The organism is Streptomyces luteogriseus (genome assembly GCF_014205055.1).
In the GTDB taxonomy this organism is placed as follows: Bacteria; Actinomycetota; Actinomycetes; order Streptomycetales; family Streptomycetaceae; genus Streptomyces; species Streptomyces luteogriseus.
Genome location: NZ_JACHMS010000001.1, coordinates 7,616,877 through 7,642,590, shown reverse-complemented (window position 1 = coordinate 7,642,590; position 25,714 = coordinate 7,616,877). Strand labels below are relative to the sequence as shown.

The window sequence follows — 25,714 nt, the reverse complement described above, 5'->3', positions numbered from 1 at the left end:
GGAAGGAGAGCCGTGTCTGACGAGACGGTGAAGAACGTCTTCGTGATCGGGCTCGACGAGGCCAATCTGCCCACGCTTCAGCAGGTCCCGGGAGCCGACCAGCTGCGTTTTCACCAGTTGCTGACGATCGAGGAGCTCCAGGTCGGCGAAGTGGACCTGCCCGCGCTGCTCGACAAGGCCCAGGGTGTGCTCGACTCGTTCGACGGCAGCATCGACGCGATCGTCGGCTACTGGGACTTCCCGGTCAGCACCCTCGTCCCGATGCTGAGCGAACGCTACGGCACCCGCAGCACCAGCCTGGAGTCGGTCGTCAAATGCGAGCACAAGTACTGGAGCCGGCTGGAGCAGCAGAAGGCCACCGACCGGCACCCGCCGTTCGGCCAGGTCGATCTGTCGGCCGAGCCGCCGTGCCCGCCGGACGACGTGACCTTCCCCATGTGGCTCAAGCCCGCCCTCTCGTACTCCTCCGAACTCGCCTTCGGAGTGGATGACGAGGAGGAGTTCCGCAAGGCGGTCGCCGAGATCCGCGCAGGCATATCCCGCATCGGCCGCCCCTTCGAGCACGTCCTGGAACGCATCGACCTGCCGCCCGAGATGAACGGCGTGGGCGGCCGGGTCTGTCTCGCGGAGGGGGCCATGTCGGGCGTCCAGGTGGCCGTCGAGGGCTACGTCCACCAGGGCGAGGTGACGATCTACGGGGTCCTGGACTCCATCCAGTACCCGGACTCCTCCTGCTTCCTGCGCCACCAGTACCCCTCGATGCTGCCGCCCCCGGTCATCGCCCAGCTGCACGACATCAGCGAGCGCGTGATGCGGCAGATCGGGATGGACTCGGCCACCTTCAGCATCGAGTACTTCTACGACCCGCGGACCCAGGAGATCAACCTGCTGGAGATCAACCCCCGGCACTCCCAGTCGCACGCGGAGCTGTTCCAGTACGTCGACGGCGTGCCCAACCACCACTGCATGGTCCGTCTCGCCCTGGGCGAGGACCCGCACATGCCGCACCGTGAGGGCTCGTACGCGATGGCGGCGAAGTGGTACCACCGCTGGTTCACCGACGGTGTGGTGCGGCGGGTGCCGGGCCCCGAGGAGATCGCCCGCATCGAGCGGGAGACCCCGGGGGTGCGCATCGAGGTGATCCCCGCGGAGGGCGACCGGCTCTCCGACCTCCCCGGGCAGGACAGCTACAGCTACGAGCTGGCGCACATCTACACCGGCGGGGCCGACGAGGCGGAGCTGCGGGAGAAGTTCGACCACTGCGTGGCCGCCCTGGGCCTGGCCTTCGAGGACGCCCCGGCCGGGGCCGACGCCGCGCGAAAGTGAGGAGTACGTCAGTTCCATGCGTTACGTGACCAATCTGCCGTACGAGACGAAGGAAGAAGAGCACGTCACGATCCCGATGTCCGACGGGGTCCGGCTCTCCGCGCACATCTGGCGCCCCGCCTCCTCGGACCAGGAGCCGGTGCCGGCGGTGCTGGAGTACATCCCGTACCGCAAGCGCGACCTGACGGCCGTACGGGACTCGATCCACCACCCCTACCTCGCCGGGCACGGCTACGCCTGCGTGCGCGTCGACCTGCGCGGCACCGGCGACTCGGAGGGCGTGCTGCGCGACGAGTACCTGGAACGGGAGCAGGCGGACGCCGAGGAGATCCTGGCCTGGCTGGCGGAGCAGCCCTGGTGCGACGGCGGCACGGGCATGATGGGCATCTCCTGGGGCGCGTTCGCCGCGCTCCAGGTGGCGGCCCGCAGGCCGCCGAGCCTGAAGGCCATCGCCATCGCCTCGTTCACCGACGACCGGCACGCCGACGACATGCACTACATGGGCGGCGCCCTGCTGTCGGACAACCTGGCCGAGGCGGGCACCATGTTCGCCTACGGCACCTGCCCGCCCGACCCGGCCGTGGTCGGCGAGCGCTGGCGCGCGATGTGGCACGAGCGGCTGGAGAACACCGAGCCGTGGGTGCTGGAGTGGCTGCGCCACCAGCGGCGCGACGACTACTGGCGGCACGCCTCGGTGTGCGAGGACTACACGAGCGTGCGCTGCCCGGTCCTGGCCTCCAGCGGCTGGGCGGACGGCTACTCCAACGCCGTGACCCGGCTGCTGGGGAACCTGGACGTGCCCCGCAAGGGGCTGATCGGGCCCTGGTCGCACAAGTTCCCCCACCTCGGGGAGCCGGGCCCCGCGATCGGCTACCTCCAGGAGCTCGTGCGGTGGTGGGACCACTGGCTCAAGGGCGTCGACAACGGCGTCATGGACGGGCCGATGCTCCAGGCGTGGATGCAGGACAGCGTCCCGCCCTCCACCTCCTACGAGGAGCGGCCGGGCCGCTGGGTCGGCGAGCCGCACTGGCCGTCCCCGCACATCCGGCCCGAGACACACCCGCTCACCCGGCACACGATCGGACCCGCACAGGACGCCACGGCTGCGCCCTCCGAGGGCGGCGCGGCCATGACCGTGCGCTCGCCGCTGTCCGTCGGCCAGTTCGCCGGCAAGTGGGCCTCCTACAACGCGCCCCCGGACCTGCCCTACGACCAGCGGGAGGAGGACGGCGGTTCACTCGTCTTCGACAGCGAGCCGCTGACCGAGCCCGTGGAGATCCTCGGCTCGCCGAGCGTGGAGCTCGACCTGTCGGTCAGCGAGCCGGTCGCCCTGGTGGCGGCGCGGCTGTCCGACGTGAGCCCCGACGGCGCCGCGACGCGCGTCTCGTACGGCATTCTCAATCTGACCCGACGTGACAGCACGGAGTCCCCCGAGCCGTTGGAGCCGGGTCGGCGCTACCGGGCCACCATCCCGCTCAACGGTGTGGCGCAGGCGTTCCCGCCGGGCCACCGCATCCGGCTGTCCCTGTCGACGTCCTACTGGCCGCTGGCCTGGCCGGCGCCCAAGCCGGCCCTGCTCAGCGTCCACGAGCACTCCAGCACGCTCACTCTTCCGGTGCGACCGCTGGACGAGCCCGACGAGGTGCCGTCGTCGCCCTTCGGCGAACCCGAGGGCACTCCCCCGCTCGCCATGACCCAGGTGACGCCCCCGGAGGAGCGCTGGGACGTCAAGCGGGATCTGATCGACTACCGCTCCGAGCTGGACATCGTGAAGGACCGGGGCACGGTCCGCTTCGAGGACATCGGCCTGGAGGCCGGCCGCCGCGCCCACGAGCGCTACACGGTGGTCGCCGACGACTTCACCTCGGTCGGCGGCGAGACCACCTGGACCATGCGGTTCCGGCGGGACGACTGGGACGTGAAGGTGGTCACCCACACCCGGCTCACCTGCGACGAGACGGACTTCTTCGTCGACGCGACCCTCGACGCGTACGAGGCCGACCGGCGGGTCTTCTCCCGTACCTGGAACGAGACGGTGCCCCGCGACCTGCTGTAGTGCGCGTTCACCGCAACAAGGCGGCGCACCAGCGGAAGTGCCCGTCGTGCGGGCCCATGCCGAAGAGGTCGTACGTGATGAGGGCGTAGGCCGTCCGGTAGAGGGCCAGGACCTCTTCGGCATGGCCCAGTTCGCGGGCGAAGAGACGGGTCAGCTCGGCGGTGTGGCGGTCGGCGTCGGGTCCGTACATGTCCCAGACGGCGGCCGTGACGGCGGCTTCGAAGGCGGGGTCGCCGACGGTGGTGCAGAACCCGAAGTCGAGGACGGCGACCGGGTGCCCGGCCTCGTCCACGTGGAGGTTGGGCGGCACCAGATCCCCGTGGATGACGCTCTCGGGCCGGTCGGGCAGCGCCCGCAGCGAGGACGCGGTACGGGACACGACGCCGGCCAGTCCGGGCACCTGCGCGGCGAGGGCGTCCAGGTTGCGGCCGGCGGCCCGCTCCACGAGGGCGGCGAGCGCGTCGGAGAAGCGGGAGTGACCCTGCCACAGTGGCCGGTCGTCCCCCTGGATCACCAGGCGCCGCATGGCCTCGCTGCCCGGGACGGAGGCCAGTGCGCGCAGGACGGTGAGCAGGGCGTCGGTCTCCCGGCGGGGCAGGTCAGGGGCCGGCTGCTCGCCCTCGGAGCGCAACGGGCGGCCGCCCAGCTCGCGTTCGTAGCTGACGAGCACCCCGTCGTGCTCCTCGGCGTCCAGGATCCGCGGCGTACCGAAGGGCAGGGGGTGCCCGGCGATGTCGGCGTAGAGCCGTCGGGTGAGGTCGAAGTCCTCGGGGGCCCGCCCGGCCCACACCTTCGCGACCGTCCCGTCCCGGAGCCGGTAGACGGTCCCTTCCATGCCGGAGGCCAGCCGCCGGGCGCGGGGGTATCCGCGCCGGACGAAGAACTCGACCCAGCGGTCGGACTCGTGCGCGTCGGTCTCGGTCATGCCCGGCATTCAACCAGCGCCCGCCCTCAGGCCCCCGTACCGGGTGGCGCGGCCGGGAGGCCGACGATCTCGGTCTCCGCATGCCGGACGAGCTCGTCGACGAGCCGGCCGGACGGCCGGCGGGCGGCCGTCCCAGGTTCTCGGGCGACGGGCGGCGAGGTCGGCCTCCACACCCCGGCTGCGCATCTCCTGCATGCGCTCGACCGCGTCCGGACCCGCCTCGGTGAGCTGGACCCGCTGGGCGCGCCGGTCGTCGACGAGGGCGCGCATGTGCTGCGCACCGTGGACGACGCCCTCGCGCCGCGCGGGCGGCCGCGGTCCGGCCGCCTTCCGGTCGTGGTGGGCACCGGGTCCTCGGCGTTGAGGCCGCCGCGGTGGCCCGGGGGCTGGGCGCGGGGGTGACCCCGCTCGAACCGGCTCCCGTGCCGCCGGCCACGCCGTCGGCACCGTGGTCGGTCGGCTGCTCAGCCGGGTGCACCTCGACCACGGCGTCGAACCGCACACCGGCGTCACCGTGACCGGGGGTGCGCGACGGCGGCGTACGGCCGGCCGGCGGCGAGGTGGTCGGGGCCCGACGAGGTCCCGGTCGCCGGCTCGTTCCCCGGCATCGAGTGGCCGGCGGACAGCGGGCCGCCGCGTAGCGCAGGGGCGAGCGGCTGACCGGTGCGTTGGCGACGGGCATGCCGCCCCGGGCCGTGGGCGACCGGCGGCAGGCCATGCGGGCGGAGCGGACGGGCGGAAGAGGGTGGGGGCCGTCGCGGGCGGAGCGGACGGGCGGGAGACGGTGGAGGCCATCGCGGCCTGATCCGTACGCCGCGCGGGGCGGGGGCGGCCAGGTGTACCGCTCCCGCCTTGTGGCCCTCCCCCGTACGGCGGCGGATACTGGGGGACTCGCGATGCGGAGCGGTTCCCGACCCCGACGTCCCGCCAGGAGGAACTCATGACCGTGCGCACAGGACGTGTCGAACTGACCCCCGCCGCCGAGGAACTGCTGCGGCGGCTGACCGGGACGCACGGGCCGGTGATGTTCCACCAGTCCGGCGGCTGCTGCGACGGCAGCGCCCCGATGTGTTACCCGCGCGGCGAGTTCCGGGTCGGCGCCTCGGACGTCCTGCTGGGGCACGTGGCCGGGGACACCCCGTTCTGGATGAGCGCGGACCAGTTCACGTACTGGTCGCACACCCACCTCACCGTGGACGTGGTACCCGGCCGGGGCAGCGGCTTCTCCCTGGAGGCCCCGGAGGGCGTCCGCTTCCTGCTCCGCTCCCGCCTCCTCACCGACGAGGAACTGCACCGCCTCGAGTCGGAGCCGCCGCTGCCGAACGGGGCGGACCACACCGCCTAGGGTTGGCCCATGTACACGTCCCGGGTATCCGGCCATGTCGACGCTCCCCGTGCCGCCGTCTACCGGGCGCTGGTGAGCGCGGAGGCGATCGCCCGCTGGCGGGTGCCGTCGGGGATGCGTGCCGAGGTGCACGAGTTCGACGCCCGCGAGGGCGGCCGGTTCCGTGTCTCGCTCACCTACGAAGCACCGGACGCCACCGGCAAGTCGGCCGCGCACACGGACACCTACCACGGGCACTTCGCGCGGCTGGTGCCGGACGAACGGGTGGTCGAGGTGCTCGAGTTCGAGACCGCCGACCCCGCGCTGGGCGGCGCCATGACGCTGACGACCACACTCACCGACGCCGAGGGCGGCGGCACCGACGTCCTCATGGTCCACGAGGGCCTCCCCGACGCCGTGCCCGCCGCCGACAACGAGACGGGCACGCGCATGGCGCTGGAGAACCTGGCCCGTCTCGTCGAGGCCGACGGCGCCTTCTGAGCGGCGGGACTACCGGGAACCGGCACACACCGACGGCAGCGCCCGCCCGAGTCCCTCCAGGTGCAGGGCGTCGAGCCGGTGGGAGTGGGCGGACCAGCCGGCCGCCACGGCCAGGCGCGGACCGCACGACGGCACCGCCCGGGCCCGTTCCGTCTCCCGCAGCGCGACCAGCAGGCCGGTGGTGATGCGGTCCAGAGCCGGGCGGACCTCCTCGGCCAGGTCGGGACGCTCGGTGGGACGCTCGCCCGGGTTCGCGTCCCAGCGGGCGTACAGACCGCGCTGCACCAGCTTGTTCGCCTCGATCTGGTCCCGGAACACGGCAGCCACGCTGTCCGGGTCGAGCCCGAGGCCGGCTGCCCGGGCCCGGACATCGGTCAGGATCTGTGCCTCGCGCGCCGGGTCGTCGATCGGCGTGTCCGTGCCGTACTTGGCGGCGGCGACCTTGTCGGCCAGCAGCAGCCGCCGGGCGAAGAGGTCCGTCACCGGGACGAGGCCGTGGGCGGTGGTCGACCGGCCTGCGGGTGCGGGCCGCCGGGCGTCGGCGGTGGCCGGGCCCGCCACGCCGAGGGCCAGGATGGCCGCCGTGGCCATGGCGCCGAGGAGGGTGAGAGCGGATCGGAGACGTCGAGTGCGCACCGGGTCGGCCTTCCGTGTGGGGGGGAGGCAGGCGCCAACCTACCGACCAGCCTCGGGGCGCCCGACGGCACCCACCCCGTAACGGGCACACCCCGGTGGCTCATGTACCGCCTCCCGCCCCGGTGTTGGCCGGGACCGTCGTGACGGAAGCGGCGTCACGGCAGACCCCCCACCCCCATCTGGACGCCCTCATGTGGCCTCACCTAGGGTGCAGCGGAAAGCGCTTTCCAGCCTGCCCATGCCCCTCCCGCCCCTCGCCCTCCCCTGTGCGCGCAGCCCCGCCGACGGCCCGTACGTGAGGAACCGCCGCGGAGCCGGCGCGGAAAGGCAGTGCCCTGTGCCGCAGAGACCATCGCGCTCGTCCGTGACCCGCAAGTCCTTCTTACGGGGAATGGCAGCCGCAGGCGCCGCTCCCCTGCTCCCCGTCGCCGCCGCCGAGGCCGCTCCCTCGGCCGACCCCTCCGGCTTCCCCCTGCTCCGGGACGGCACCGCCGTGGACATCGTCGTGGACGCGGCGGAGGACCCCGCCGTCATCCGCGCGGCCGGTGACCTCCAGGCGGACGTGGAGCGGGTCGGCGGTGTACGGCCGGGCCTGCTGCACACCGTGCCGCGGCGCTCCGAACTCCTGGTCCTCGTGGGGACGATCGGCGCGAGCCCGGTGATCGACCGGCTCGTCGCACAGCGGCGTCTGGACGTCTCCCGGGTGAAGGGCCGCTGGGAGGCGTCGGTCACCCAGGTCGTGGACCGCCCGCTGCCCGGCGTGGGACGGGCCCTGGTCATCGCCGGCAGCGACCGCCGCGGCACGGTCTACGGCGTCTACGACACCTCGGAACGCATCGGCGTCTCGCCCTGGTACTGGTGGGCCGACGTCCCCGTGGCCCGCCGCGACACCGTGACGGTCCCGGCCGGGCCCCTCATCCGAAAGGAGCCGGCGGTCCGCTACCGGGGCATCTTCATCAACGACGAGCAGAACCTCACCACCTGGTCCCGCCGCACCCGGGAACCGGACAAGAACATCGGCCCGAAGACCTACGAGCGGGTCTTCGAACTGCTGCTCCGCCTCAAGGCCAACTACCTCTGGCCCGCGATGCACCCCTACTCCGACTTCTTCAACAAGCACCGCGACAATCCCGAACTGGCCCAGCGCTACGGCATCGTGGTCGGCTCCAGCCACCCCGAGGCCATGCTGCGCAACGGAGTCCACGAATGGGAGCCGTGGGCCGAGGAGCACCGTGCCGAGGACGGCACGCTCCCCCTCTACGACTACACGGTCAACCCCTCGGTGATCTCCGACTACTGGCGGGCCCGGGCCCGCCAGAACGCCGCCTACGAGAGCAGCTGGACGATCGGCATGCGCGGTCTGCACGACTCCGCGCTGGAGACGAAGCACGCCACCACCGTCCCGGAGAAGGTCGTGGTGATGAACGACATCATCGCCGACCAGCGCCGCATCCTGGCCGAGGAGGTCGGCCCGGCGGCCGAGCCGCAGATCTTCATCCCGTACAAGGAGGTCCTGGAGCTGTACAACGCGGGCGTCCAGGTTCCCGAGGACGTCACACTGATCTGGCCGGACGACAACCACGGCAACATGCGCCAGCTCCCGAACGAGGCCGAGCGAAGCCGACCCGGCGGCAACGGCATCTACTACCACCTCTCGTACTGGGGCCGCCCTCGGAGCTATCTGTGGCTGGACACCACGCAGTTGAGCAAGGTCTGGCAGGAGCTGCGCCGGGTCCACGAGCACCGGGTGGACCGCATGTGGATCTTCAACGTCGGTGACATCAAGTCGATCGAGACGGGGCTGTCCTTCTGCCTGGACATGGCCTGGGACGTGGACCGCTGGGGCCCCGGCGACGTCGGGGACTTCCTCGTGGAGTGGGCAGGACGCCAGTTCGGCCGACGGTACGGCTCGGAGATCGCCGCGATCCGCACCGAGTACTACCGCCTGGCGGCGCAGCGGCGCCCCGAGTTCATCGACCGGGCGGTCTTCTCGACGGTGCACCACGGCGACGAGGCGGGCCAGCGCATGACGGCCTACGAGCAGTTGCTGGACCGTGCGCGGCGGCTGGGTGCGAAGCTGCCCGAGGCCTACCGGGACGCGTACTACGAGCTGGTCGAGTACCCGGTCCACGGCGCCTGGTTGATGAACCTCAAGTACTACTGGGCGGACCGCAACGCCCTCGCGGTCCGCCAGGGCCGCGGGGCGGGCACGAACCGTTTCGCGGACCTGGCCGAGGCGGCTCACGCCGAGGAACAGGAGATCACCCGGCGCTACAACACCCGGATCGCGGGCGGGAAATGGGACGGCATCGTCAACCCCTACCCCTCCGAGATTCCGAAGGCGCCGGGCCGCCCGGCCGTCACCAGACTCCCCCGGCAGGAGACGTCGGGCCTGGGGCTGGCCTCCGAGGGCAACGAGACGGGGGCCGACCGCCCGCTGTCCTTCTCCTCCTACACCCGCGACCGCCGCTTCGTGGATGTCTTCAACACCGGCTTCCTGCCGCTTGAGTGGCGGGCCGAGGCGAGCGCCCCGTGGGTCCGGCTCAGCACGACGGGCGGTGAACTCATCGACCAGGTCCGGGTGTGGGCCGAGATCGACTGGCCCCGGGTGCCGGAGGGCACGCACCGTCCGACCCTGACCTTCACCGGTGCCGGCCGGAGCATCCAGGTGCCGCTGCTGGTGGTCGACGACGGGGAACGGGCGCGCCGGCGCGCCCGCGGCTTCGTCGAGGCCCATGGCTATGTGTCGATCGACGCGGCGCACTTCGACCTCGCGGTGCCGCGCGGCGGAGCGCGATGGCGGACCGTCCGCGGCCTGGGCCGCCGTGCGGCCGCCGTCGAGGCCGTCCCGACGACGGCACCGCCCATCGCCGAGGACCTCGCCAGCCGGTCACCGGAGTTGCGTTACCGGATCCGTTTCAGCACGCCCGGCACGTTCCCGGTGACGGTCTTCCGGCTGCCCTCCCTCGACGAACGCGGCAAGCGGCGCCTCGCGGTCGCCCTCGACGACCAGCCTCCGACGGTGCTGTCGGGTCAGGCGGTCGCCACCGGCAACCGGGGCGACGCCTGGGCCCGCAACGTGGAGGAGGGCATCGAGAAGCTGACGACCCGGGTGACCGTGTCCGCGCCCGGTGAGCATGTGCTGAGGGTGTTCATGGTGGATCCCGGGATCGCGGTGGACCAGATCGTGATCGACACGGGCGGGGTGGCGGGCGGGTATCTGGCGCCGCCCGAGAGTTACCGCCGCACCTGATCCGTGGGGGCGGTATCTGGCGCCGCCCGAGAGTTACCGCCGCACCTGATCCGTGGGGGCCGGGCGGTCCTGTCCGCCGCAGGTGCGGGCCGCCCGGTTCGCCGCCACAGTCTTCTTCTCCGGATCGGTGTATACGGAAAAGGCCTCAAGGCCCTTCGGGGAACAGGAGTGACGGAAGGAGACCGTCTGCCGCACGGCGTGCATCGGAAGTGATTCATCCAGCGCTTCCCCATGCACCCGTGCGCCCCCTTGGAGAAAGGGTTCACCAAGTCGGCGGCCGACTTGGACTGGGCAGGACATGGGGCAAGCACCACGCCCTTGAAACATCACCGTTTTCCCAGGTCGACTGAAGCAGGTGGTATTTCGATGAACGGCTGCGTTCCTGAATCGGAACAGGCATGGACGGTTGGTACTGCTCCAGGCATATTCCCATCCCTCGGCCACGGTATCGCCTTGTTCCGTCGGCCGCTCGAGTTTCTGAATTCTCTTCCCGCACAGGGCGATCTGGTCGAGATACGCCTCGGCCCCCAGCGGGCGTGGATGGTGTGTCACCCGGAACTGGTCCACCGGATGCTCCGCGACACCCGCACCTTCGACAAGGGCGGACCGCAGTACGAGAGGCTGCGGGCGCTGATGGGCGGCGGTGTCGTCACCTGCCCGCACGCGGAGCACCGGCGTCAGCGCCGGTTGCTGCAACCCACCTTCCGCCCCTCCGGCGTCGCCGCGCAGACGGAGGTGATGGCCGAGGAGGCCGCGTCGCTGTGCCGTGACTGGCGCACGGGGCAGGAGGTCGATGTCAGTGCCGCCACGCTGGGTCTGACGACCCGGCTGATCAGCCGGCTGCTGCTCTCCGACTCGCTCGCTCCGGCAGCGGCCGACGAGGTACGGCACTGCCTCGCGGCCATCGTCCGCGGACTGTTCGTGCGCACGGTCGTGCCGGTGGACGCGCTGTTCCGGCTCCCCACGCCCGCGAACCGCCGCTACCGGCGCGCGGTGGAGCGGGTGCGCGAGCTCATCGGCGCGGCCATCGCCGAGCGCCGCCGGGGCGCTCCCCGCGACGATCTGCTCGGGCTCCTGCTGGCGGCCTCCGAGGCCGGGGACGACGGGGTCCCGGTCACCGACCGGGAGGTTCACGACCAGTTGGTGTCCCTCCTGCTCACCGGTTCCGAGAGCCCGTCGATGTGCCTGGCCTCCACCTTCAGCCTCCTGGCCCGGCACCCGGAGGCGGAGCGGCGGCTGCACGCGGAGGTCGACACCGTCCTCGCCGGCCGGTTACCGGACGTCGACGACCTGCCGCGCCTGGTCTACACGAGGGCCGTCCTCACCGAAACGCTGCGCCACTCCCCGCCCGGCTGGCTCTTCACCCGGGTCACGACCCGGGAGGCGGACCTGGCCGGACGCCGGCTGCCGCGCGGAACCACGGTCCTGTACAGCCCGTATCTCCTGCACCACGACCCCGCGTCGTTCCCCGAGCCCGACCGGTTTCTGCCCGAGCGCTGGCTTGAGGGTGAAGCCGACACCGGTCCGCACGGGGCGCTGATCCCGTTCGCCGCGGGCAGCCGCAAGTGCATCGGCGACCTGTTCTCCATGGCCGAGATGACCGTGGCCCTGGCGACCATCGCCGGCCGCTGGCGACTGCGGCATCCGGCCGGGCGCATCGCACCACCGCGCCCCGGGGCGACGCTGGGTCCGAGGTCCCTGACGATGATCTGCGCATCACGGGCGCACGCGCCGGGCGGCACCGCGCCGCACGCCGTCGCCCTCGCGCCCGGAGCCGCGCCGGCGGCGTCCGGGGTGGAGAAGACCCGGAGGGACGGTGACAACGGTGTCCACCACGCATGAGGAGAGGGCGGCCGTCGCGCAGGACGTGATTCCCGGTTCCACCCTGGTGGAACTGATCGACGCTCACCTCTACATGCCGTTCCCGTTCCGGCGCCATCCGCAGGAGGCGGCGGCCGCGGCAGGGGTCGACCACTGGCTGCGCACGACCGGGCTGAGCGACGAGCCCGGGGTCGCGGCCATGATCTCCCGTACCCGCCCGGCCGAGCTGGCGTCCTTCAACAGCCCTGACGCGGATCCCGGCATCCTGCAGCTCGTCGCCCATCAGATCGCCTACCAGTTCGTCTTCGACGACCGGGCCGAGGAGGTCGGCCGGCACCGGCCCGGCCAGTTGCTGCCGATGCTGTGCGAGAGCATCGCGGTCCTGCGGGACGGCGCGCCGCCCAGCACCCCGTTGGGAGCGGCCCTGTCCGACCTCTACCGGCAGATCCGCGAGCGGTGCACACCGGCACAGGCCGCGCGCTGGTCCTGGAAGAGCCGCGAGTACGTGCACGGACTGCTGTACGAGGCGGTGGCACAGGCCCATCCCACGCCCCCACGGTCCGGGCTGTGCACCTCCGTACGGTCCCTCACCGCGGGGGTCGAGCCCTTCCACCCGCTGTGCGAGGCCGCGCAGCCGTGCGAGCTGACCTCCGGGGAACTCCACCACCCGGTCATGCGGCGCCTGAGCCGGTTGTCGGCAGACGCGGCGGTGTGGATCCCCGACCTCTTCTCCGCGGTCAAGGAGCAGCGGTCCGGCGAAATGATCAATCTGGCCCTCGCCTACCAGCGGGCCCACCACTGCTCCCTGCCGGCGGCCGTCACCCTGGCCATCCAGCAGATCAACCGCACGATCCGCGAGTTCGAGAGGCTCTACGCGGAGATCGAACCGGAGTTGAGCCCTTCGGGCGTCGGCTATGTGGAAGGCATGGCCGGCTGGATCCGCGGCTGCTACTACTGGTCCCGCACCGTGCCGCGCTACGCGGACGCGGCGGCCCCGGCGCTGCCGTGAGGGGACGCTCCGTCAGGCCGTGGAGCGGGTACCCATTCGAGCCACGGTACCCGCCAAGCCCGCACTTCACGCGCCTTTAGCAGGTCATTCACCCTTCTTCGTCGTGCTCGTTCCAGAATCCGGAACGGGGCTCATCGGGAGGCGTACGCTCTGCGCTGCCTCCCGATGGCCGACGACAGGAAGCGGTGCGGCACATGGCGCATGAGCTGGGGCAACCCACGCCCGAGAAGCGGCCGTTGCTCGAGCGCCGCAAGGAGCTCCGGGCGCTCGACTCGGCGCTCACCGGCCTGCGGGACTCCGTCGACGGCGTGCCCCAGGCACCCCGCGGCGGGCTCCTCGCCTTCACCGGGCCCGGCGGCATGGGCAAGACGGCCCTGCTCACCGAGGCCCGGGCCCGCGCCCGGGCGCGGGGGTTCACGGTGCTGTCGGGAAGGGGCGGTGAGAAGGAGCAGGAGCTGGCGTTCCACGTCGTGCGCCAGGTGGTCCAGCCCGCGCTGGCCTCGATGGACGACAAGGAGCTGCGTGCCTTCCTGGGCGGCTGGTACGACATCGTCTCCGCCGCGCTGGGCCTGGTCGCGACACCGAGTGGCCATGTGCCGGATCCGACCGGGGTCCGGGACGGTCTCGACTGGGTGATGACGCGCCTCGCGGTGATGAAGGCGCCCGTCGTCCTGCTGCTGGACGACCTGCACTGGGCGGACGTGGAGTCACTGAGCTGGCTCGCCTCGTTCGCGCCCCGGGCGGTGGACCTGTCGATGCTGATCGTCGTCGCCTTCCGGCCCGAACTGCCCCTCGAGGCCGCCGCCTTCAGCGCGCCCTCGGCGGATCTGGGCAACCGTCCCTTCACTCTGGCACCGCTCAGTGCCACGGCGGTGGCCCGGATCATCAGGGACGAGGTCGGCGAGGAGGCCGAGGACGCGTTCTGCGAAGAGTGCTGGGAGGTCACCGGAGGAAGCCCGTTCGAGGCCGTCGAGCTCTCCATCAGGCTCGGCGAGCGCAACCTCAGGGGCACCGGTGACGATCTGCCGGCGATGCGCGACCTGGCGGCCGCGGTGAAGGGGCCGGGGCTGATCGAGCGGCTCCAGGGCTTCGGCACCACCACCGTCCGCTTCGCCTACGCGGCGGCGGTCCTCGGGCAGGCCATCTCGCCGGAACTGGCCGCCCGGATCGCGGCGCTCGGCAGCACGGCGGCGGCCGAGGCCACGGAGAAGCTGCGCGCCGCCCGCATCCTGGCCGACGGCGAGGGGCCCGGGGGGAGCCTGGAATTCGTCCATCCGCTGATCGCCACCACGATCTACCGGTCCATCGGGTCGAGCCTGCGGGAGGGCATGCACAACTCCGCCGCGGAGGCCGTCCGGGCGGCCGGGCTCGGCCACGCCGCCGCGGCCCGGCATCTGCTGGAGGTGCCGTGCGCGGGCAGCTCCGAGGCCGTGACCTGTCTGCGGGAGGCCGCCCGCGAGGCCCTGCACTCGGGTGCGCCGGAAGCGGCGCGCCGGCTGCTGAACCGGGCGCTGCAGGAGCCGCCGCTGCCGGAGGAGCGCGCCGCGCTGCTGCACGAACTGGCCTGCGCGACCTTCCTCATCAAGCCCACGGCCACCGTGACCCATCTACGGGAGGCGCTCGCGGAACCGGGCATCGACCCCGAGCTGCGCGCCTCGATGGTGTACCGGCTGACCCAGGCGCTGGCCCACACCGACCGGATGGCGGAGGCCGCGACAGTGGCCGCCGAGGAGGCGCAGCGGGCCGCCGCCCATCCCCGGATCCGGCTGCGGATGCAGGGCGACCACTTCGTGTGGAGCGCGTTCCGCACCGACGAGGCGGACTCGTCGGGCCGTTCGCGGGCGCTGGCCCGGCTCGCCGACCGGCTGTCCGGCCGCGGTCTGGAGGAGCGCTACATCCTCGGGTCGCGCGCCTGGGACGCCATGATGTGCGGCGAGCCCCGGCAGAAGGCGCTCGCCTACGCCGAGGAGGCCCTGCGCGGCGGGCTGAGCTGGACCCATGAGAACCGGGGCTTCGAGGTGCCCGTCTCGGTCGCGCTGGTGTTCATGTACTGCGACCAGCCGCGCCGGGCGGAGGAGCTGTTCGCGAAGGGCATGGCCGAGTGCGAGTCGAAGGGCTGGCGCGGCTCCCATCTGGCTCTGGGCCAGACGCTGTCGGGGTACATCCGGTACCGCCGCGGCTGTCTGGCCGAGGCCGAGAACCTGGTGCGGGAGGGCCTGCGCATCGCCGACCGGGTGGAAGGCGCGGTACCCGCCCAGTGGTTCGCCATCGGCATCCTGATCCAGACCCTGCTGGCCCGGGGCCGCGTCGTGGCGGCACGGCGGCTCGCCGACTCGTATCACTACGGCGACTTCATTCCGAACGCCGTGATCTATCCCGACCCGCGCACCGTCCACGCCGAGCTCCTCCTGGCGGAGGGCCGGCCCGACGACGCCGCTTCCCTGCTGTCCCGCGTCGGCGAGTGGCTGGAGGGCCGGGACTGGCGCAATCCCGCGTGGTGCCCCTGGCAGCTGGGGCTTGCCTCGGCGCTGTCCCGCAGCGCTCCCGACCGGGCGGTGCGCCATGCGCAGGACGCCGTGAAGCGCGCCCGGGACTTCGGCGCGGCCTCCGCGATCGGCCAGGCCCTGCGCACTCAGGCGGAGGTGACGGGCGGTGAGGCGGGGCTCGATCTGCACGCGCAGGCCGTCGACCACCTCCACCAGTCGCCCGCCGCGTACGAGCTGGCTCGTGCACTGGTCGGTCACGGCGCCGCGCTGGCCCGCTTCGGCCGGCTGCACGACGCCGCCGACCGGCTCTACCAGGGCCTGGAGGGCGCCGTGCACTGCGGTGCCGAGGGCCTGGCCGCCCGGGCCAGGCGGGAACTGTCCGCGGCCGGGCTGCGGCCGCTGCCCCTGCGCTACGCACAGACGGACACGCTCACCGCGCAGGAGCGCAAGGCCGCCGAGATGACGGCACGGGGACAGGCCGCGGCGGTCGTCGCCAAGGCACTGCACCTCACCGAGCAGGGTGTGCGGCACCTGCTCTCGTCCGTGTACCGCAAGGTCGGCACGGACGCGGCGGGACTGGCCGAGGCCCTGGAGACGTTCCCCCGGCCGCGGCCGTGAGGAGTTCCCCGGCGGCCGGCTGCCCCGGGCAGGCCGCCGGCCCGGCACGGGCGGGAGCTCACCGCGGCCGGGCGTTGTGCTGCGCCCGATGCCCCATCGACTCCCAGAACCTCCGCAGCTCCGTGATGGTCGTGCGGCGCTGCCAGGGTGCCCTGGGGCGCAGGCCCGCGCGGGAGTGGGACAGGAGGGTGGACTGGGCACGGCAGAAGGCCTCGCCGAGTTCGACGCGCTGGCCGTCCAGGCCCTTGGGAGGGTAGGGGCACAGTTCGAACGCGCAGTCGTCGCGGCAGTTGGAGCCCGCCTGGGAGGAGGCCGTGCGGACGGCGGTGCGGCCGGGCTCGAGCGGGGTGCGGTCCAGAGTGAGGCAGGGCGGCAGGTCGGGGCGTGCGGTGTGCTGGAGGCGGCGGATGCGGTCGGTGGGCCAGTCGCCGCGTTCGGCCAGGTTGAGGAGGAGCAGCACGTCGGCGAGGAGTTGCTGCGCGCTGGGGTGGAGGGCGCTCCAGCCGGTGGAGGGCGGGATCCACAGGTTGTGCTTGCGGAACTCGCCCCGGCACGTCTGGGAGCCCACGTGTGCGGCGACGCCCGACTCGTCGACCCACAGGAACCGTTCGGGCCGCCGGGTCTCGAGTGCCCACACGCACAGTTTCCCGGCCGCCGTGACGAAGGGGTGCTCCGGTTCGCCGTCCGGCCGGGCCAGCCACTGACGGACCTGCTGGGCGGGGTCGGACCCGTGGCCGTGCGAGGACTGGGAGTTCGTGGCGCCGTCGGGCAGGTCCCAGAGGGTCAGCGCGTGCAGCAGCGTGAGGCGGGTGAACCAGAACCGGGTGCGCTTGAGCATGTCCCAGGCCTGCTCGCTGAGGTACTCGCGGGCTTCGGACCGGGCGTGCGGATGGCGGTGCCGGCGGTTCGCCGCGTACTTGAAGCCCTGGGCGAGTGCCACCTCCACGTTGAGGTCGAGTGCGGCGTGCGCGTCCGGGCTGTCCTCGGGGATGCCGACGCGGCGTACCCAGCTCTCCAGGAAGGCGTACGGCGTGTCCTGGTGCCGGTGGGTGGTGACCGAGCCGACGAGCAGCGGGATCAGCCAGGCGCACAGGGTGTTGTCCCGCCACTGCCGTTCCTCGGCCTCGCGGTCCTCGCGCTCCCTGCGGCGTTCCCGGCGCCGCTGCTGCTCACGCTCCTTCAGTTCCCGCTTCATACGGGCGACCTGGCCCTCGTCCTGCCGGCGGCGTCTGCTCTCCCGCTCGCCGACCACCTCGGGCTGCTGGCCGCCCCAGAGTTTCTCCGTGCAGTCGGGCTCGCGCTGCACCCGTTGCCCCTCGACCACCAGCGGCCCCCGCAGCCTGGGCTGGAGTGCCTCGAAGGCGAGGTCGCCACCGGCGCCGATCTCCTGTGCGATGGCGAGACGGACGGCGTACGAAGGCTCCAGGCGTGCGATCTCGAACAGTTCCAGGTAGGCCGGCCGCAGCGTCCGGCGCTGGGCGACCCCGCGCATGGCCTCTCCGAACCGGGCCACGAGCAGGGCCTTCGCGGTCTGCAGGGTGTGCGGGTCGCGGGCCCGCAGCTCCGGCCAGGACGTGCACAGCCGCATGGCGATCAGATGCTGCTCCGGCTCGGCGTCGACGCTGTCGATCTCCAGGGCCGCCGCGTACAGCTCCAGGGCCTTGCTGTGCAGGGTGCGGCCGAAGAGGGGACGCGCCTCCTGCCTGTCGTCGTTGTCGTGTCCGGAGGCGCGAACCGTCTGAGCATGGCAGGCGGCCTCCATCAGCAGGTCGCGGGCGGCGCTCACCGGGCACCAGCATGCCCCGTCCGGGCCCTCCGCGCCCGGCTCGTCGTGGATGCACGCGCCGTCGGGCAGCCGGGAGTGCAGCACCATCGCGATGAGCAGTTCCCGGCCCGGGCTCTGCAGGGCCGCCGGGAAGAAGGAGCCCTCCCGCGGTTCGGCCGGGACACCGGGGTGGATCACCGCGCTGAGGAAGCGGGCCCCCAGCTGGGCCTGGATGACGCTGTGCTGGAAGCGGACGCGGTCCCCGCCGAGCTCGACCAGCTCCATGCGGGCGCCCCAGTGGGCGGCGAGCCTCAGGTCGATGCCGCTGTCGCCGACCCGGTGGGCCAGTTCCCGGACGATCTCGGGAAAGCGGGAGCGGTCCGGGTCCTGCTCGTCGACGACGTCGGCGAACCGCACCTCTGAGGTGTCGAGGGCGAGTCCCACGCACGCCAGCGCGGACAGGTAGTGGACGGTCGAGCGGCGCTCCTCCGGGGAGAGCGGCAGATGCGGCTGGAAGCGGCCGTTGATGAGGGCGCTGAGCCAGGTCTCGAACAGATGGAAGCGCAGGGACGCCCGGTCGCCGCCGCGGGTCTCCACCGCCTCCTCCTCGGTGGGGACGCCGAGGGCGCGCTCCAGCAGTCCCTGCTCGTGCAGTTCGGCGGCGATCTCCAGATAGGTCGGAGCCTCCGCGATGCCGGCCCGCTCGACGATCCAGTCCAGCCGCTGCCGGTCCTCCCCGGCGCCTCCGGACGAAATGTAGGTGAGGGCGGCCTCCTCGCTGAGCGGCTCCAGTTCGGTGAGGGAGGCCTCCATGCCACGCAGCGAGTCGTGCGGGCGGGAGGTGATGATCAGCGGCAGGCCCTCCTCGTTGGCGCGGCGGATGGCCAGCCGGATGATGGTGTCGCGCTCCTCCGTCAGGTCCGAGGTGGTGAGGGCCTCGTCCAGGCCGTCCGCCAGCACCACGATCCGGCCCTGCTGGCTCAGCCGCCGCCACACCTTCTCCGCTTCCGCACCGGACCGGATGGTGCCCTGCACCTCCCGGCAGAAGCGCTCGAAGGCCAGCTCGCGGAAGTCCAGGTCCTTGTCGGCGGCGCGCAGCCGCAGCGGCACGGGCACCGCCCCCCGCTCGGCGAGCCGCTGGGTCAGCAGCACCACCAGCGCCGTCTTGCCGGTGCCGATGCCGCCGACGACGACGTGCGTGCGGCGGAAGCGGCGGTCACGCAGATCCTCCATGAGGACGGCGCAGAGCTGGTCGCGGCCGACGACCCGGCCGAAGATGCCGCCCGCGGTCTCCACGAGCTCGTGCGGGTCCTCCAGGGCCTTGCGCACATAGGCCCGGCGCACATGGCGGAAGCGGAAGAAGAGGTAGGTGACGGTGGCCAGGGCGAGGGTGAGGAACGGCATGAAGAGCGACTGCAGGACGGCGCAGCTGAAATTGTCCGCCTTGCACTGCTGGTCGATCCACCGGACCGGCGATTCGAAGCTCTTCTCCTGCGGCAGGGTGATGAGGGCCGTGACGGCCAGGAACAGCAGGAGCAGCGCCCCGATGAAGGTCAGCACCAGCAGCGCCGCGTATGCGCCGCTCTTGTGGACCCGCCAGGTTCTGGTCCGGTCGTAACCCTGCCGCATCAGCCGGCGCCGGTGCAGGGCTCGGCGGACACCGAGCCCACCGCGCAGCACGCGCCCGAGCCGGTGTGCGGGTCCTCCTCCTTCGCTCACCCTGTGACAGTTCCGCCACCGAGGGGGTTCCGGGCGCCGGCGGCCCCAGATTCACCCGACAGAAGCGCCGTGGACACCCGCCGCCCGGCCGTATGGAGCAGCACCCCTGCGTCACACCGGGAAGTTCGGCTCTCAACTTCCTTGCATGACGGACCACTTGACGTTGAACCGTTTCACTGCTTCCCTCGAGAAGCTGCCTATGGGAGCGCTCCCAGACCACCCCCACGTGAAGGGAATCCCGTGCAGACCTCCCCCCACATCTCCCCGAGACGCGCCCTGCCGGCCCTCGTCGCGGCCGTCCTCATGGCGTGCCTGCTGTCCTGGGCCGGCGGCTCGCCCGCGCATGCCGCGCCCGGTGACGGCTCGGTGTCCGATCCCCACATCGCGTACGTCGGACGCTGGGACACCTCCGCGGGCACCGCGGCCGTGCCGAACTGGACCGGCGCCTACCTGGAGACCGGCTTCACGGGCACCACGGTCAAGGTCAGGGCCAGGAACGCGGTCAACCTCTATGCGAGCATCGACGGCGGCCCCGACGTGTTCCACGCGGGTGTGCGCGGCACGGTGAACCTCACTCCCCGGCCGCTGTCACCCGGTACCCACACCCTGCGTCTGACCTACCGCTCCGGCGACACCGTCTTCCAGGGCCTGGTCCTGGACTCGGGGGCCCGGACCGTCGCCGCGAGCGCCCCGACCGGGCTGGTGGAGTTCGTCGGCGACTCCATCACGGCCGGGGCCCTCACCGACCGGCTGGCGCTGGACTCCTATGCCTGGAAGACCGGCGAGCGGCTGGGCATGCGGCACACACAGATCGCCCGGTCCGGGTACTGCCTCGTCGCGCAGTCGGGGTGCGCCGGTCTGAGCGGACAGTTCTTCAAGACGGCGAGCACGGGCGGCACGAACTGGGACTTCTCCCGGTACCGGGCCGACGCGGTCGTCATCAACCTCGGCACCAACGACATCGGGCACGGCGTGTCCGGGGCCGCCTTCCAGTCCGCCTACACCACGTTCCTGCGCGACGTACGCGCCAAGTACCCCACGGCGCACCTGTTCGCGGTGCAGACGCTGAAGAAGCGCTACGTCACCGAGACCAGGGCCGCCGTCGGTGCGCGCAACAGCGCCGGTGACGCACGGGTGCACTACGTCGACACCTCCGGCTGGCTCACCGACGGCACCCACTACGAGGACGGCAACGGGCATCCGAACGAAGCGGGGCACACCAGGTTCGCCGAGCGGCTGGCCCCGGTCGTCCGCGCTCGGCTCGGCGGCGCCGCCACGGTGAAGACGGCCGCCCCCGGGCAGCCCGGCGACCCGAACATCAAGTTCGTCGGCCGCTGGGACACGACCAGCTCCTCCACCGCCTACACCCCGTACTGGGCGGGCGCGTACTACCGCGCCGGCTTCACCGGCCGGACGGTCAAACTGAAGCAACGCGGCACGATCGACCTGTGGGCGCGGATCGACAACGGCCCCGTGAAGTTCTACGACGACGTCAAGGGAACGGTGAACCTGACCCCGTCGGCGCTCTCCCCCGGCAATCACACGCTCCAGGTCAACTACCAGGTGGTGGCCGGGTCGTACAAGGGCGACGCCGTCTTCCAGGGCCTGGTCCTGGACAGCGGCGCGACGACGTTCGCACCACCGGCCCCGGCCAGGACGGTCGAGTTCGTCGGCGACTCGATCACCGTGGGCACGACGAGCTCGCAGAACACCCGCACCGCGTACGGCTGGCTGATCGGGGAACGGCTCGGCGTCGAGCACACGCAGATCGCGCAGGGCGGGGCGTGCCTGGTGGCCGCGGCGGACGGATGCGTGGGGCTGGAGCGGCAGTTCACCAAGCTCAACCCGAACGCGGCGACGCCCGACTGGAACTTCTCCCGCTACCGGGCCGACGCGGTCGTCGTCAACCTCGGCACCAACGACGTCGGTCACGGCGTGAGTCCGGCGCAGTTCCAGTCGGCGTACAGCAGTCTGCTGCGCAAGGTGCGGGCCGCGTATCCGCAGGCCTGGATCTTCGCGTTGGAGACGTTCCGCGGGCGGTTCGTCCCGCAGACCGAGGCCGCGATGAAGGCCGCCGTCGCCGGGGGTGACACGCGGGTCTCCTTCGTGGACACGACCGGCTGGCTCGGGTCGGGCGATCTGACGGACTCGGTACACCCCAACGACCGGGGGCACCGGGTCATCGCCGACCGGCTGGCGCCGGTCATCGCGGCGCGGATCGGCGTGTAGCGGGCGCCAGGGGTTCGGGGGCGGGCCTCACATCGGGCCGGGGCCCGCTCCTCCCTTGAGGCGTTCCAGGTCGGAAGGGCGGACCTGGATGACGACCAGCGCGATCAGCGCGGCGACCGCGGTGAAGATCGCCGCCATGACGAAGGCGGCCGACACTCCGGCGGTGAGGATCTCGTCGGACCAGGGTTTGGGCAGTTGCCCGGTGCGTTCGAACCGGATGCGTTCGGCCGGGGTCGCCTGCTGGAGGAAGTCCGGGACCTGCTTGTCCGCCTCGTTGGTGCTGGCCGTGCCGTACATCGTGACCAGGATGGACAGGCCCAGGGAGCCGCCGACCTGCTGGGTGGCGTTCAGGAGTCCCGAGGCCGCCCCGGTCTCCGGGGTGGGCACGTTGGACAGCGCCATGAGGGTCAGGGACACGAACTCCATGCCCATGCCCAGGCTGAAGACGAGCATCGGGCCGAGGACGCTGCCCGCGTAGGTGGAGTGAACGTCGGTCAGGGTCAGCCAGGCCAGGCCCGCCGCCGCCAGGATCGCGCCGACCACCATGAACGGCTTGGGCCCGTAGACCGGCAGGAACCGTGAGGCCAGTCCGGCGCCGACGGCGATGACCGCGCTGACCGGCAGGAAGGCCAGTCCGGCCGCGAGCGGGCTGAATCCGAGCACGTTCTGCACGAAGAGCGTGAGGAAGAAGAACATGCCGAAGATGGCGGCGGCCAGGCACAGCATGATGCCGTAGGTGCCCGCGCGGTTGCGGTCGGCGAACATGTGCAGCGGCGTGATGGGCTGTTTCGAACGCCGCTCGATCAGGATGAAGGCCGCCAGGACGATGACCGCCCCGGCGAACGAGGCGAGGGTCAGGGGATCCCGCCAGCCGTCCTGCGCGGCTCTGATGAAGCCGTAGACGAGCAGGACCATGCCCGCGGTGGAGGTCAGCGCGCCGATGATGTCGAAGCGCCCGGGGTGGCGTTCGGACTCCCTGATGAAGCGCGGCGTGGCGAGCACGATGAGCAGGCCGATGGGCACGTTGACGAACAGCACCCACCGCCAGTTCAGCCACTCCACCAGCATGCCGCCGGCCAGCAGGCCGATCGCGCCGCCGCCGGCCGAGACCGCGGCGAAGACCCCGAAGGCACGGTTGCGTTCCGGCCCCTCGCGGAAGGTGGTGCTGATCAGGGCGAGGGAGGTCGGGGAGGCGATGGCGCCGCCGACGCCCTGCAGGGCGCGGGCGCCGAGGAGTTGACCGGCGTTCTGGGCGAATCCGCCGAGCAGGGAGGCGAGCACGAAGAGCAGCACGCCGAAGACGAAGACCCGCCGCCGCCCCAGGATGTCTCCGGCCCGGCCGCCGAGCAGCAGCAGGCCGCCGAAGGTGAGGGTGTAGGCGTTCACCACCCAGGACAGGCTCGTGGTGGAGAACTCCAGGGAGCTCTGGATGTGCGGCAGCGCGATGTTCACGATGGTGATGTCGAGGACCACCATCAACTGGCAGGAGGCGATGACCAGCAGCGCCATCGTGTTTCCGCCACCACCGGATTCCCTGGTGGTGGTCGCCTGTGGTGAAGCCGGCTGCGGGCTGCTGCCTGCGGTGTCCACCGTTCGACCGTACGCCGGGCCCCCACACCCCACCACTCGGACTGCCATATCCGCGAGGTGCGGCGATAATCCGATCAAGGCGGCCCTGTGGCCCGCGTACGGCGCATGGGAGGGACAGTGATCCGTGTTCTTCTCGTCGAGCAGACCCGTCTCGTGCGGGGAGCCTTCGCCGCCCTGCTGTCACGGGAGGACGACATCGAGGTCGTCGCCGAGGCCGACGGCAACGGCGACGTCCTCGCCCGGGCGCTCGTGTACCGGCCGGACGTGGCGGTGATCGGCGTGGACTCCAGGGAGGGCGAGGAGCTCGCCGTCCGGGGCGAGCTGCGGGCCCGGCTGCCGGAGTGCCGGATGCTGCTGATGATGGCCTCGACGACACCCGAGCGGCTGCGCCGCATGCTCGATCTGCACGCCGCCGGTGTCATCAGCACCAACGCCCCGCCGGACCGGCTGGTCCACGGTGTCCGCAAGCTGGTGAGGGGTCAGCGGTTCGTCGACCCCGAGTTCGCGCTGGCCGCGCTGGACGCGGGAGCGAATCCGCTGACCCCGCGCGAGGTGGAGGTGCTGCGGCTGACCGCCGACGGCACGCCTACCCGGGAGATCGCCGCGCGGCTGTGCCTGTCCGCGGCGACGGTCCGCAATCATCTGTCGGCGATCACCCGGAAGACGGGCGGCCGCAATCGGATCGACGCGATCAGGATCGCCACGGAGTCCGGCTGGGTGTGAGCCCCGCCCCCGCTGCCCGCAAGCTCTCCGCCTGCTCTCCGCCCCCGTTCCGCGCCACGTTTCCGCGCCCAGACAGAGGAACGGCCGGGCAGGTCATCGAGGTGTACCTGCCCGGCCCCCGCGGGCCCTCGCGCCCTGTCCCGGGATCTGATACGAGCATCCCAGAGAGGGCACGCCGCCCACCAGCACCGTTTGTCACGCGTCCGGCGTGAAGGCGTCACCCCGCAACCGTGACGAACGCCGGTGCGCGATGGGCGTTCGGCTCGGTCCCCCGGGGTCAGCGGCCGCCGCGGATGAGGCCCGTCAGGTAGCGCCACAGCGAGGAGCGCTGCCGGGCGGACGGGTCCGGCAGGACATCCTCGGCGGCCCCCGGCGCGGGTTCCTCCGCCCAGGGCCGTGGCGGCGGCGCGGAGGCCAGGTCGTAGCGCACCGGCAGGGAACGCAGTCCGCGCATGAACGGCGAGGAGCGCCACGGCAGTTGGTCGGCGGGCAGGGCCAGGTCGAGGTGGTCGAACCGCTCGAAGAGGCGCCCGACTCCGGCCGATGCGACCGCAGAGGCGAGCTCCCGCGCCGGGCACTGGCGCGGCCCGGCTCCCCAGGACAGGTGGGCCCGGGTGCTGATGGCGGTGCCCGAGGCGACGTGGTCGGCGAAGAGCGGGTCGGCGTGGGCGGCGCCCGGGGAGACCCACACCGGGTCGCCGGCCCGGATGACGTAGTTGCCGAGCGGGGTGTTCCGGGCGGCGAACCGCGGCACGAAGTTGACCAGGGGCGGCTTGCGCATGACCACCCGGTTCATGGTCTCCCTGACCATCCCGGCGGACAGGCTGGCGCGCACACTGCCCTCACCCGAGATGACCTCCACGACGGTGTTGGAGATGAGGATGCCGACGTGGTCGGAGGTCATGCCGAGCAGCATGAACAGCTCGCGGGCGAGATGGTCGAGCGACAGGTCGGGGTGGGCGGCCAGCAGGTAGGAGGGGAAGTCGTCACCCGGCTTCTCCAGCTTCAGCGCGGCCAGTTCGGCCAGCGTCGCCAGCAGGCGCTCCAGGGCCGCCTCGGCGTCCGGGCCCGCGTCGAGCACGCGCCACATGTCCATCAGCGCGTCGTCGCCCTGCGAGCCGGGGAAGCCCAGCAGATGGCTGGCCACCATCAGCGGCAGCGGCCGGGAGAACTGCGCGGACAGGTCGGCGACGCCGGTCTTGCCGCCCTGGCCGACCAGGGTGATCAGTTCGTCGGCGTAGGCGGTGACGGCGGCCTTCAGACGCTTGGCCTGGGGGTGGCGGGGGTCCTGGAAGGGCTTGAGGGCGACGTCCCACGCGGTGCGCAGCGGCCGGTAGCCGGCGCCGCCCTGGATCAGGATGTGGTTGACCTCCAGGGAGGGGCCGAGCGGCCAGTCGGCCGGCACCCTGCCCTCGGAGCGGGCCCGCCAGTTCTCCAGGCCCTTGGGCCAGCCGTCGTCGTCCTGGAGCACCTGGAGCGACTCGCGGTAGCCGAGGACCAGCCAGGCCGGCACCCCCAGCAGGTCGACCGGCGCGACCGGGCCGTGCTGCTGCCGCAGCCGCTCGTACACGAGCGCGGGACGCGTCTCGTAGTCCCTGGTCAGCAGCGGTTCGGGAGCGAGAGCCTCCAGACCCGTGTCGTCCAGGTCCACCGGTCCGCCGCCACCCCGCTGGGATTCCATCGTGTTGCCACCCTCCGACACGCCCTGTACCGGCACACCATCAGTCGGTAGC

Annotated in this window: 15 protein-coding genes; 10 read left to right on the top strand and 5 right to left on the bottom strand. The window is 72.2% G+C overall.

Going from position 1 to position 25,714, the window contains the following annotated elements:
- Positions 1-12 precede the first annotated feature (12 nt).
- Complete coding sequence (locus tag BJ965_RS33935) at positions 13-1,326, top strand: ATP-grasp domain-containing protein (protein WP_184914199.1); 1,314 nt, start codon at positions 13-15, stop codon at positions 1,324-1,326.
- A 16-nt stretch (positions 1,327-1,342) separates the two neighbouring features.
- Positions 1,343-3,382: a CocE/NonD family hydrolase gene (locus tag BJ965_RS33930; protein WP_184914196.1), complete on the top strand. Its 2,040-nt coding sequence runs from the start codon at positions 1,343-1,345 to the stop codon at positions 3,380-3,382.
- 7 nt (positions 3,383-3,389) lie between these two features.
- On the opposite strand, the gene BJ965_RS33925 is transcribed toward BJ965_RS33930, so the two are convergent.
- Complete coding sequence (locus tag BJ965_RS33925; protein WP_184914194.1) at positions 3,390-4,307, bottom strand: phosphotransferase family protein; 918 nt, start codon at positions 4,305-4,307, stop codon at positions 3,390-3,392.
- Between the two features lie 940 nt (positions 4,308-5,247).
- Here BJ965_RS33925 and BJ965_RS33920 point away from each other — a divergent pair.
- Both BJ965_RS33920 and BJ965_RS33915 read left to right on the top strand, forming a co-directional pair.
- Complete coding sequence (locus BJ965_RS33920; protein ID WP_184914192.1) at positions 5,248-5,652, top strand: DUF779 domain-containing protein; 405 nt, start codon at positions 5,248-5,250, stop codon at positions 5,650-5,652.
- Positions 5,653-5,661: 9 nt separating this feature from the next.
- Entirely contained in the window at positions 5,662-6,132 is a 471-nt protein-coding gene (locus tag BJ965_RS33915) for an SRPBCC domain-containing protein (RefSeq protein WP_184914190.1), read from the top strand.
- A gap of 9 nt (positions 6,133-6,141) precedes the next feature.
- Here BJ965_RS33915 and BJ965_RS33910 read toward each other — a convergent pair whose 3' ends face one another.
- Positions 6,142-6,768 carry a chorismate mutase gene (locus tag BJ965_RS33910; RefSeq protein WP_313667466.1) on the bottom strand — a complete coding sequence of 209 codons (627 nt, stop codon included), beginning with the start codon at positions 6,766-6,768 and terminating at the stop codon, positions 6,142-6,144.
- Positions 6,769-7,159: 391 nt separating this feature from the next.
- Between BJ965_RS33910 and BJ965_RS33905 the strand changes: the two genes are divergently transcribed.
- The 4 genes from BJ965_RS33905 (at position 7,160) to BJ965_RS33890 (ending at position 15,955) form a co-directional block, all read left to right on the top strand.
- Positions 7,160-10,021: a glycosyl hydrolase 115 family protein gene (locus BJ965_RS33905; RefSeq protein ID WP_184914188.1), complete on the top strand. Its 2,862-nt coding sequence runs from the start codon at positions 7,160-7,162 to the stop codon at positions 10,019-10,021.
- A gap of 453 nt (positions 10,022-10,474) precedes the next feature.
- Positions 10,475-11,863, top strand: a complete 1,389-nt coding sequence (locus tag BJ965_RS33900) for a cytochrome P450 (RefSeq protein WP_246546126.1) — start codon at positions 10,475-10,477, stop codon at positions 11,861-11,863.
- Positions 11,847-12,851, top strand: coding sequence for a (-)-alpha-amorphene synthase (locus BJ965_RS33895; RefSeq protein ID WP_313667464.1), 1,005 nt, complete (start codon positions 11,847-11,849; stop codon positions 12,849-12,851). The genes BJ965_RS33900 and BJ965_RS33895 overlap by 17 nt, the downstream gene beginning before the upstream one ends.
- A 194-nt stretch (positions 12,852-13,045) precedes the next feature.
- Positions 13,046-15,955, top strand: a complete 2,910-nt coding sequence (locus BJ965_RS33890; RefSeq protein ID WP_184914180.1) for an ATP-binding protein — start codon at positions 13,046-13,048, stop codon at positions 15,953-15,955.
- Between the two features lie 58 nt (positions 15,956-16,013).
- On the opposite strand, the gene BJ965_RS33885 is transcribed toward BJ965_RS33890, so the two are convergent.
- Positions 16,014-19,439, bottom strand: a complete 3,426-nt coding sequence (locus tag BJ965_RS33885) for an NACHT domain-containing protein (RefSeq protein WP_313667462.1) — start codon at positions 19,437-19,439, stop codon at positions 16,014-16,016.
- A gap of 240 nt (positions 19,440-19,679) precedes the next feature.
- On the opposite strand from BJ965_RS33885, the gene BJ965_RS33880 reads away from it, so the two are divergent.
- A complete protein-coding gene (locus tag BJ965_RS33880) occupies positions 19,680-21,668 on the top strand; it encodes a GDSL-type esterase/lipase family protein (RefSeq protein WP_184914179.1) in 1,989 nt (662 codons plus the stop codon).
- A 27-nt stretch (positions 21,669-21,695) separates the two neighbouring features.
- Here the strand turns inward: BJ965_RS33880 and BJ965_RS33875 are convergent, their stop codons facing one another.
- Positions 21,696-23,177 (bottom strand): MFS transporter, encoded by a 1,482-nt coding sequence (locus tag BJ965_RS33875; RefSeq protein WP_184917802.1) that lies wholly within the window; start codon positions 23,175-23,177, stop codon positions 21,696-21,698.
- A 198-nt stretch (positions 23,178-23,375) separates the two neighbouring features.
- Between BJ965_RS33875 and BJ965_RS33870 the strand changes: the two genes are divergently transcribed.
- Positions 23,376-23,981, top strand: coding sequence for a response regulator transcription factor (locus BJ965_RS33870; RefSeq protein ID WP_313667460.1), 606 nt, complete (start codon positions 23,376-23,378; stop codon positions 23,979-23,981).
- A 277-nt stretch (positions 23,982-24,258) separates the two neighbouring features.
- Here the strand turns inward: BJ965_RS33870 and BJ965_RS33865 are convergent, their stop codons facing one another.
- On the bottom strand, positions 24,259-25,662 hold the full coding sequence (locus BJ965_RS33865; RefSeq protein ID WP_184914178.1) for a cytochrome P450: 1,404 nt from the start codon (positions 25,660-25,662) through the stop codon (positions 24,259-24,261).
- Positions 25,663-25,714: the final 52 nt, after the last annotated feature.

Bases quoted from the DNA above. Each gene is read 5' to 3' on its own strand.
- BJ965_RS33890 (WP_184914180.1), top strand. From the start codon at position 13,046: ATGGCGCATGAGCTGGGGCAACCCACGCCCGAGAAGCGGCCGTTGCTC.
- BJ965_RS33915 (WP_184914190.1), top strand. From the start codon at position 5,662: ATGTACACGTCCCGGGTATCCGGCCATGTCGACGCTCCCCGTGCCGCC.
- BJ965_RS33865 (WP_184914178.1), bottom strand. From the start codon at position 25,662: ATGGAATCCCAGCGGGGTGGCGGCGGACCGGTGGACCTGGACGACACG.
- BJ965_RS33930 (WP_184914196.1), top strand. From the start codon at position 1,343: ATGCGTTACGTGACCAATCTGCCGTACGAGACGAAGGAAGAAGAGCAC.
- BJ965_RS33875 (WP_184917802.1), bottom strand. From the start codon at position 23,177: ATGGCGCTGCTGGTCATCGCCTCCTGCCAGTTGATGGTGGTCCTCGAC.
- BJ965_RS33925 (WP_184914194.1), bottom strand. From the start codon at position 4,307: ATGACCGAGACCGACGCGCACGAGTCCGACCGCTGGGTCGAGTTCTTC.
- BJ965_RS33920 (WP_184914192.1), top strand. From the start codon at position 5,248: ATGACCGTGCGCACAGGACGTGTCGAACTGACCCCCGCCGCCGAGGAA.
- BJ965_RS33905 (WP_184914188.1), top strand. From the start codon at position 7,160: ATGGCAGCCGCAGGCGCCGCTCCCCTGCTCCCCGTCGCCGCCGCCGAG.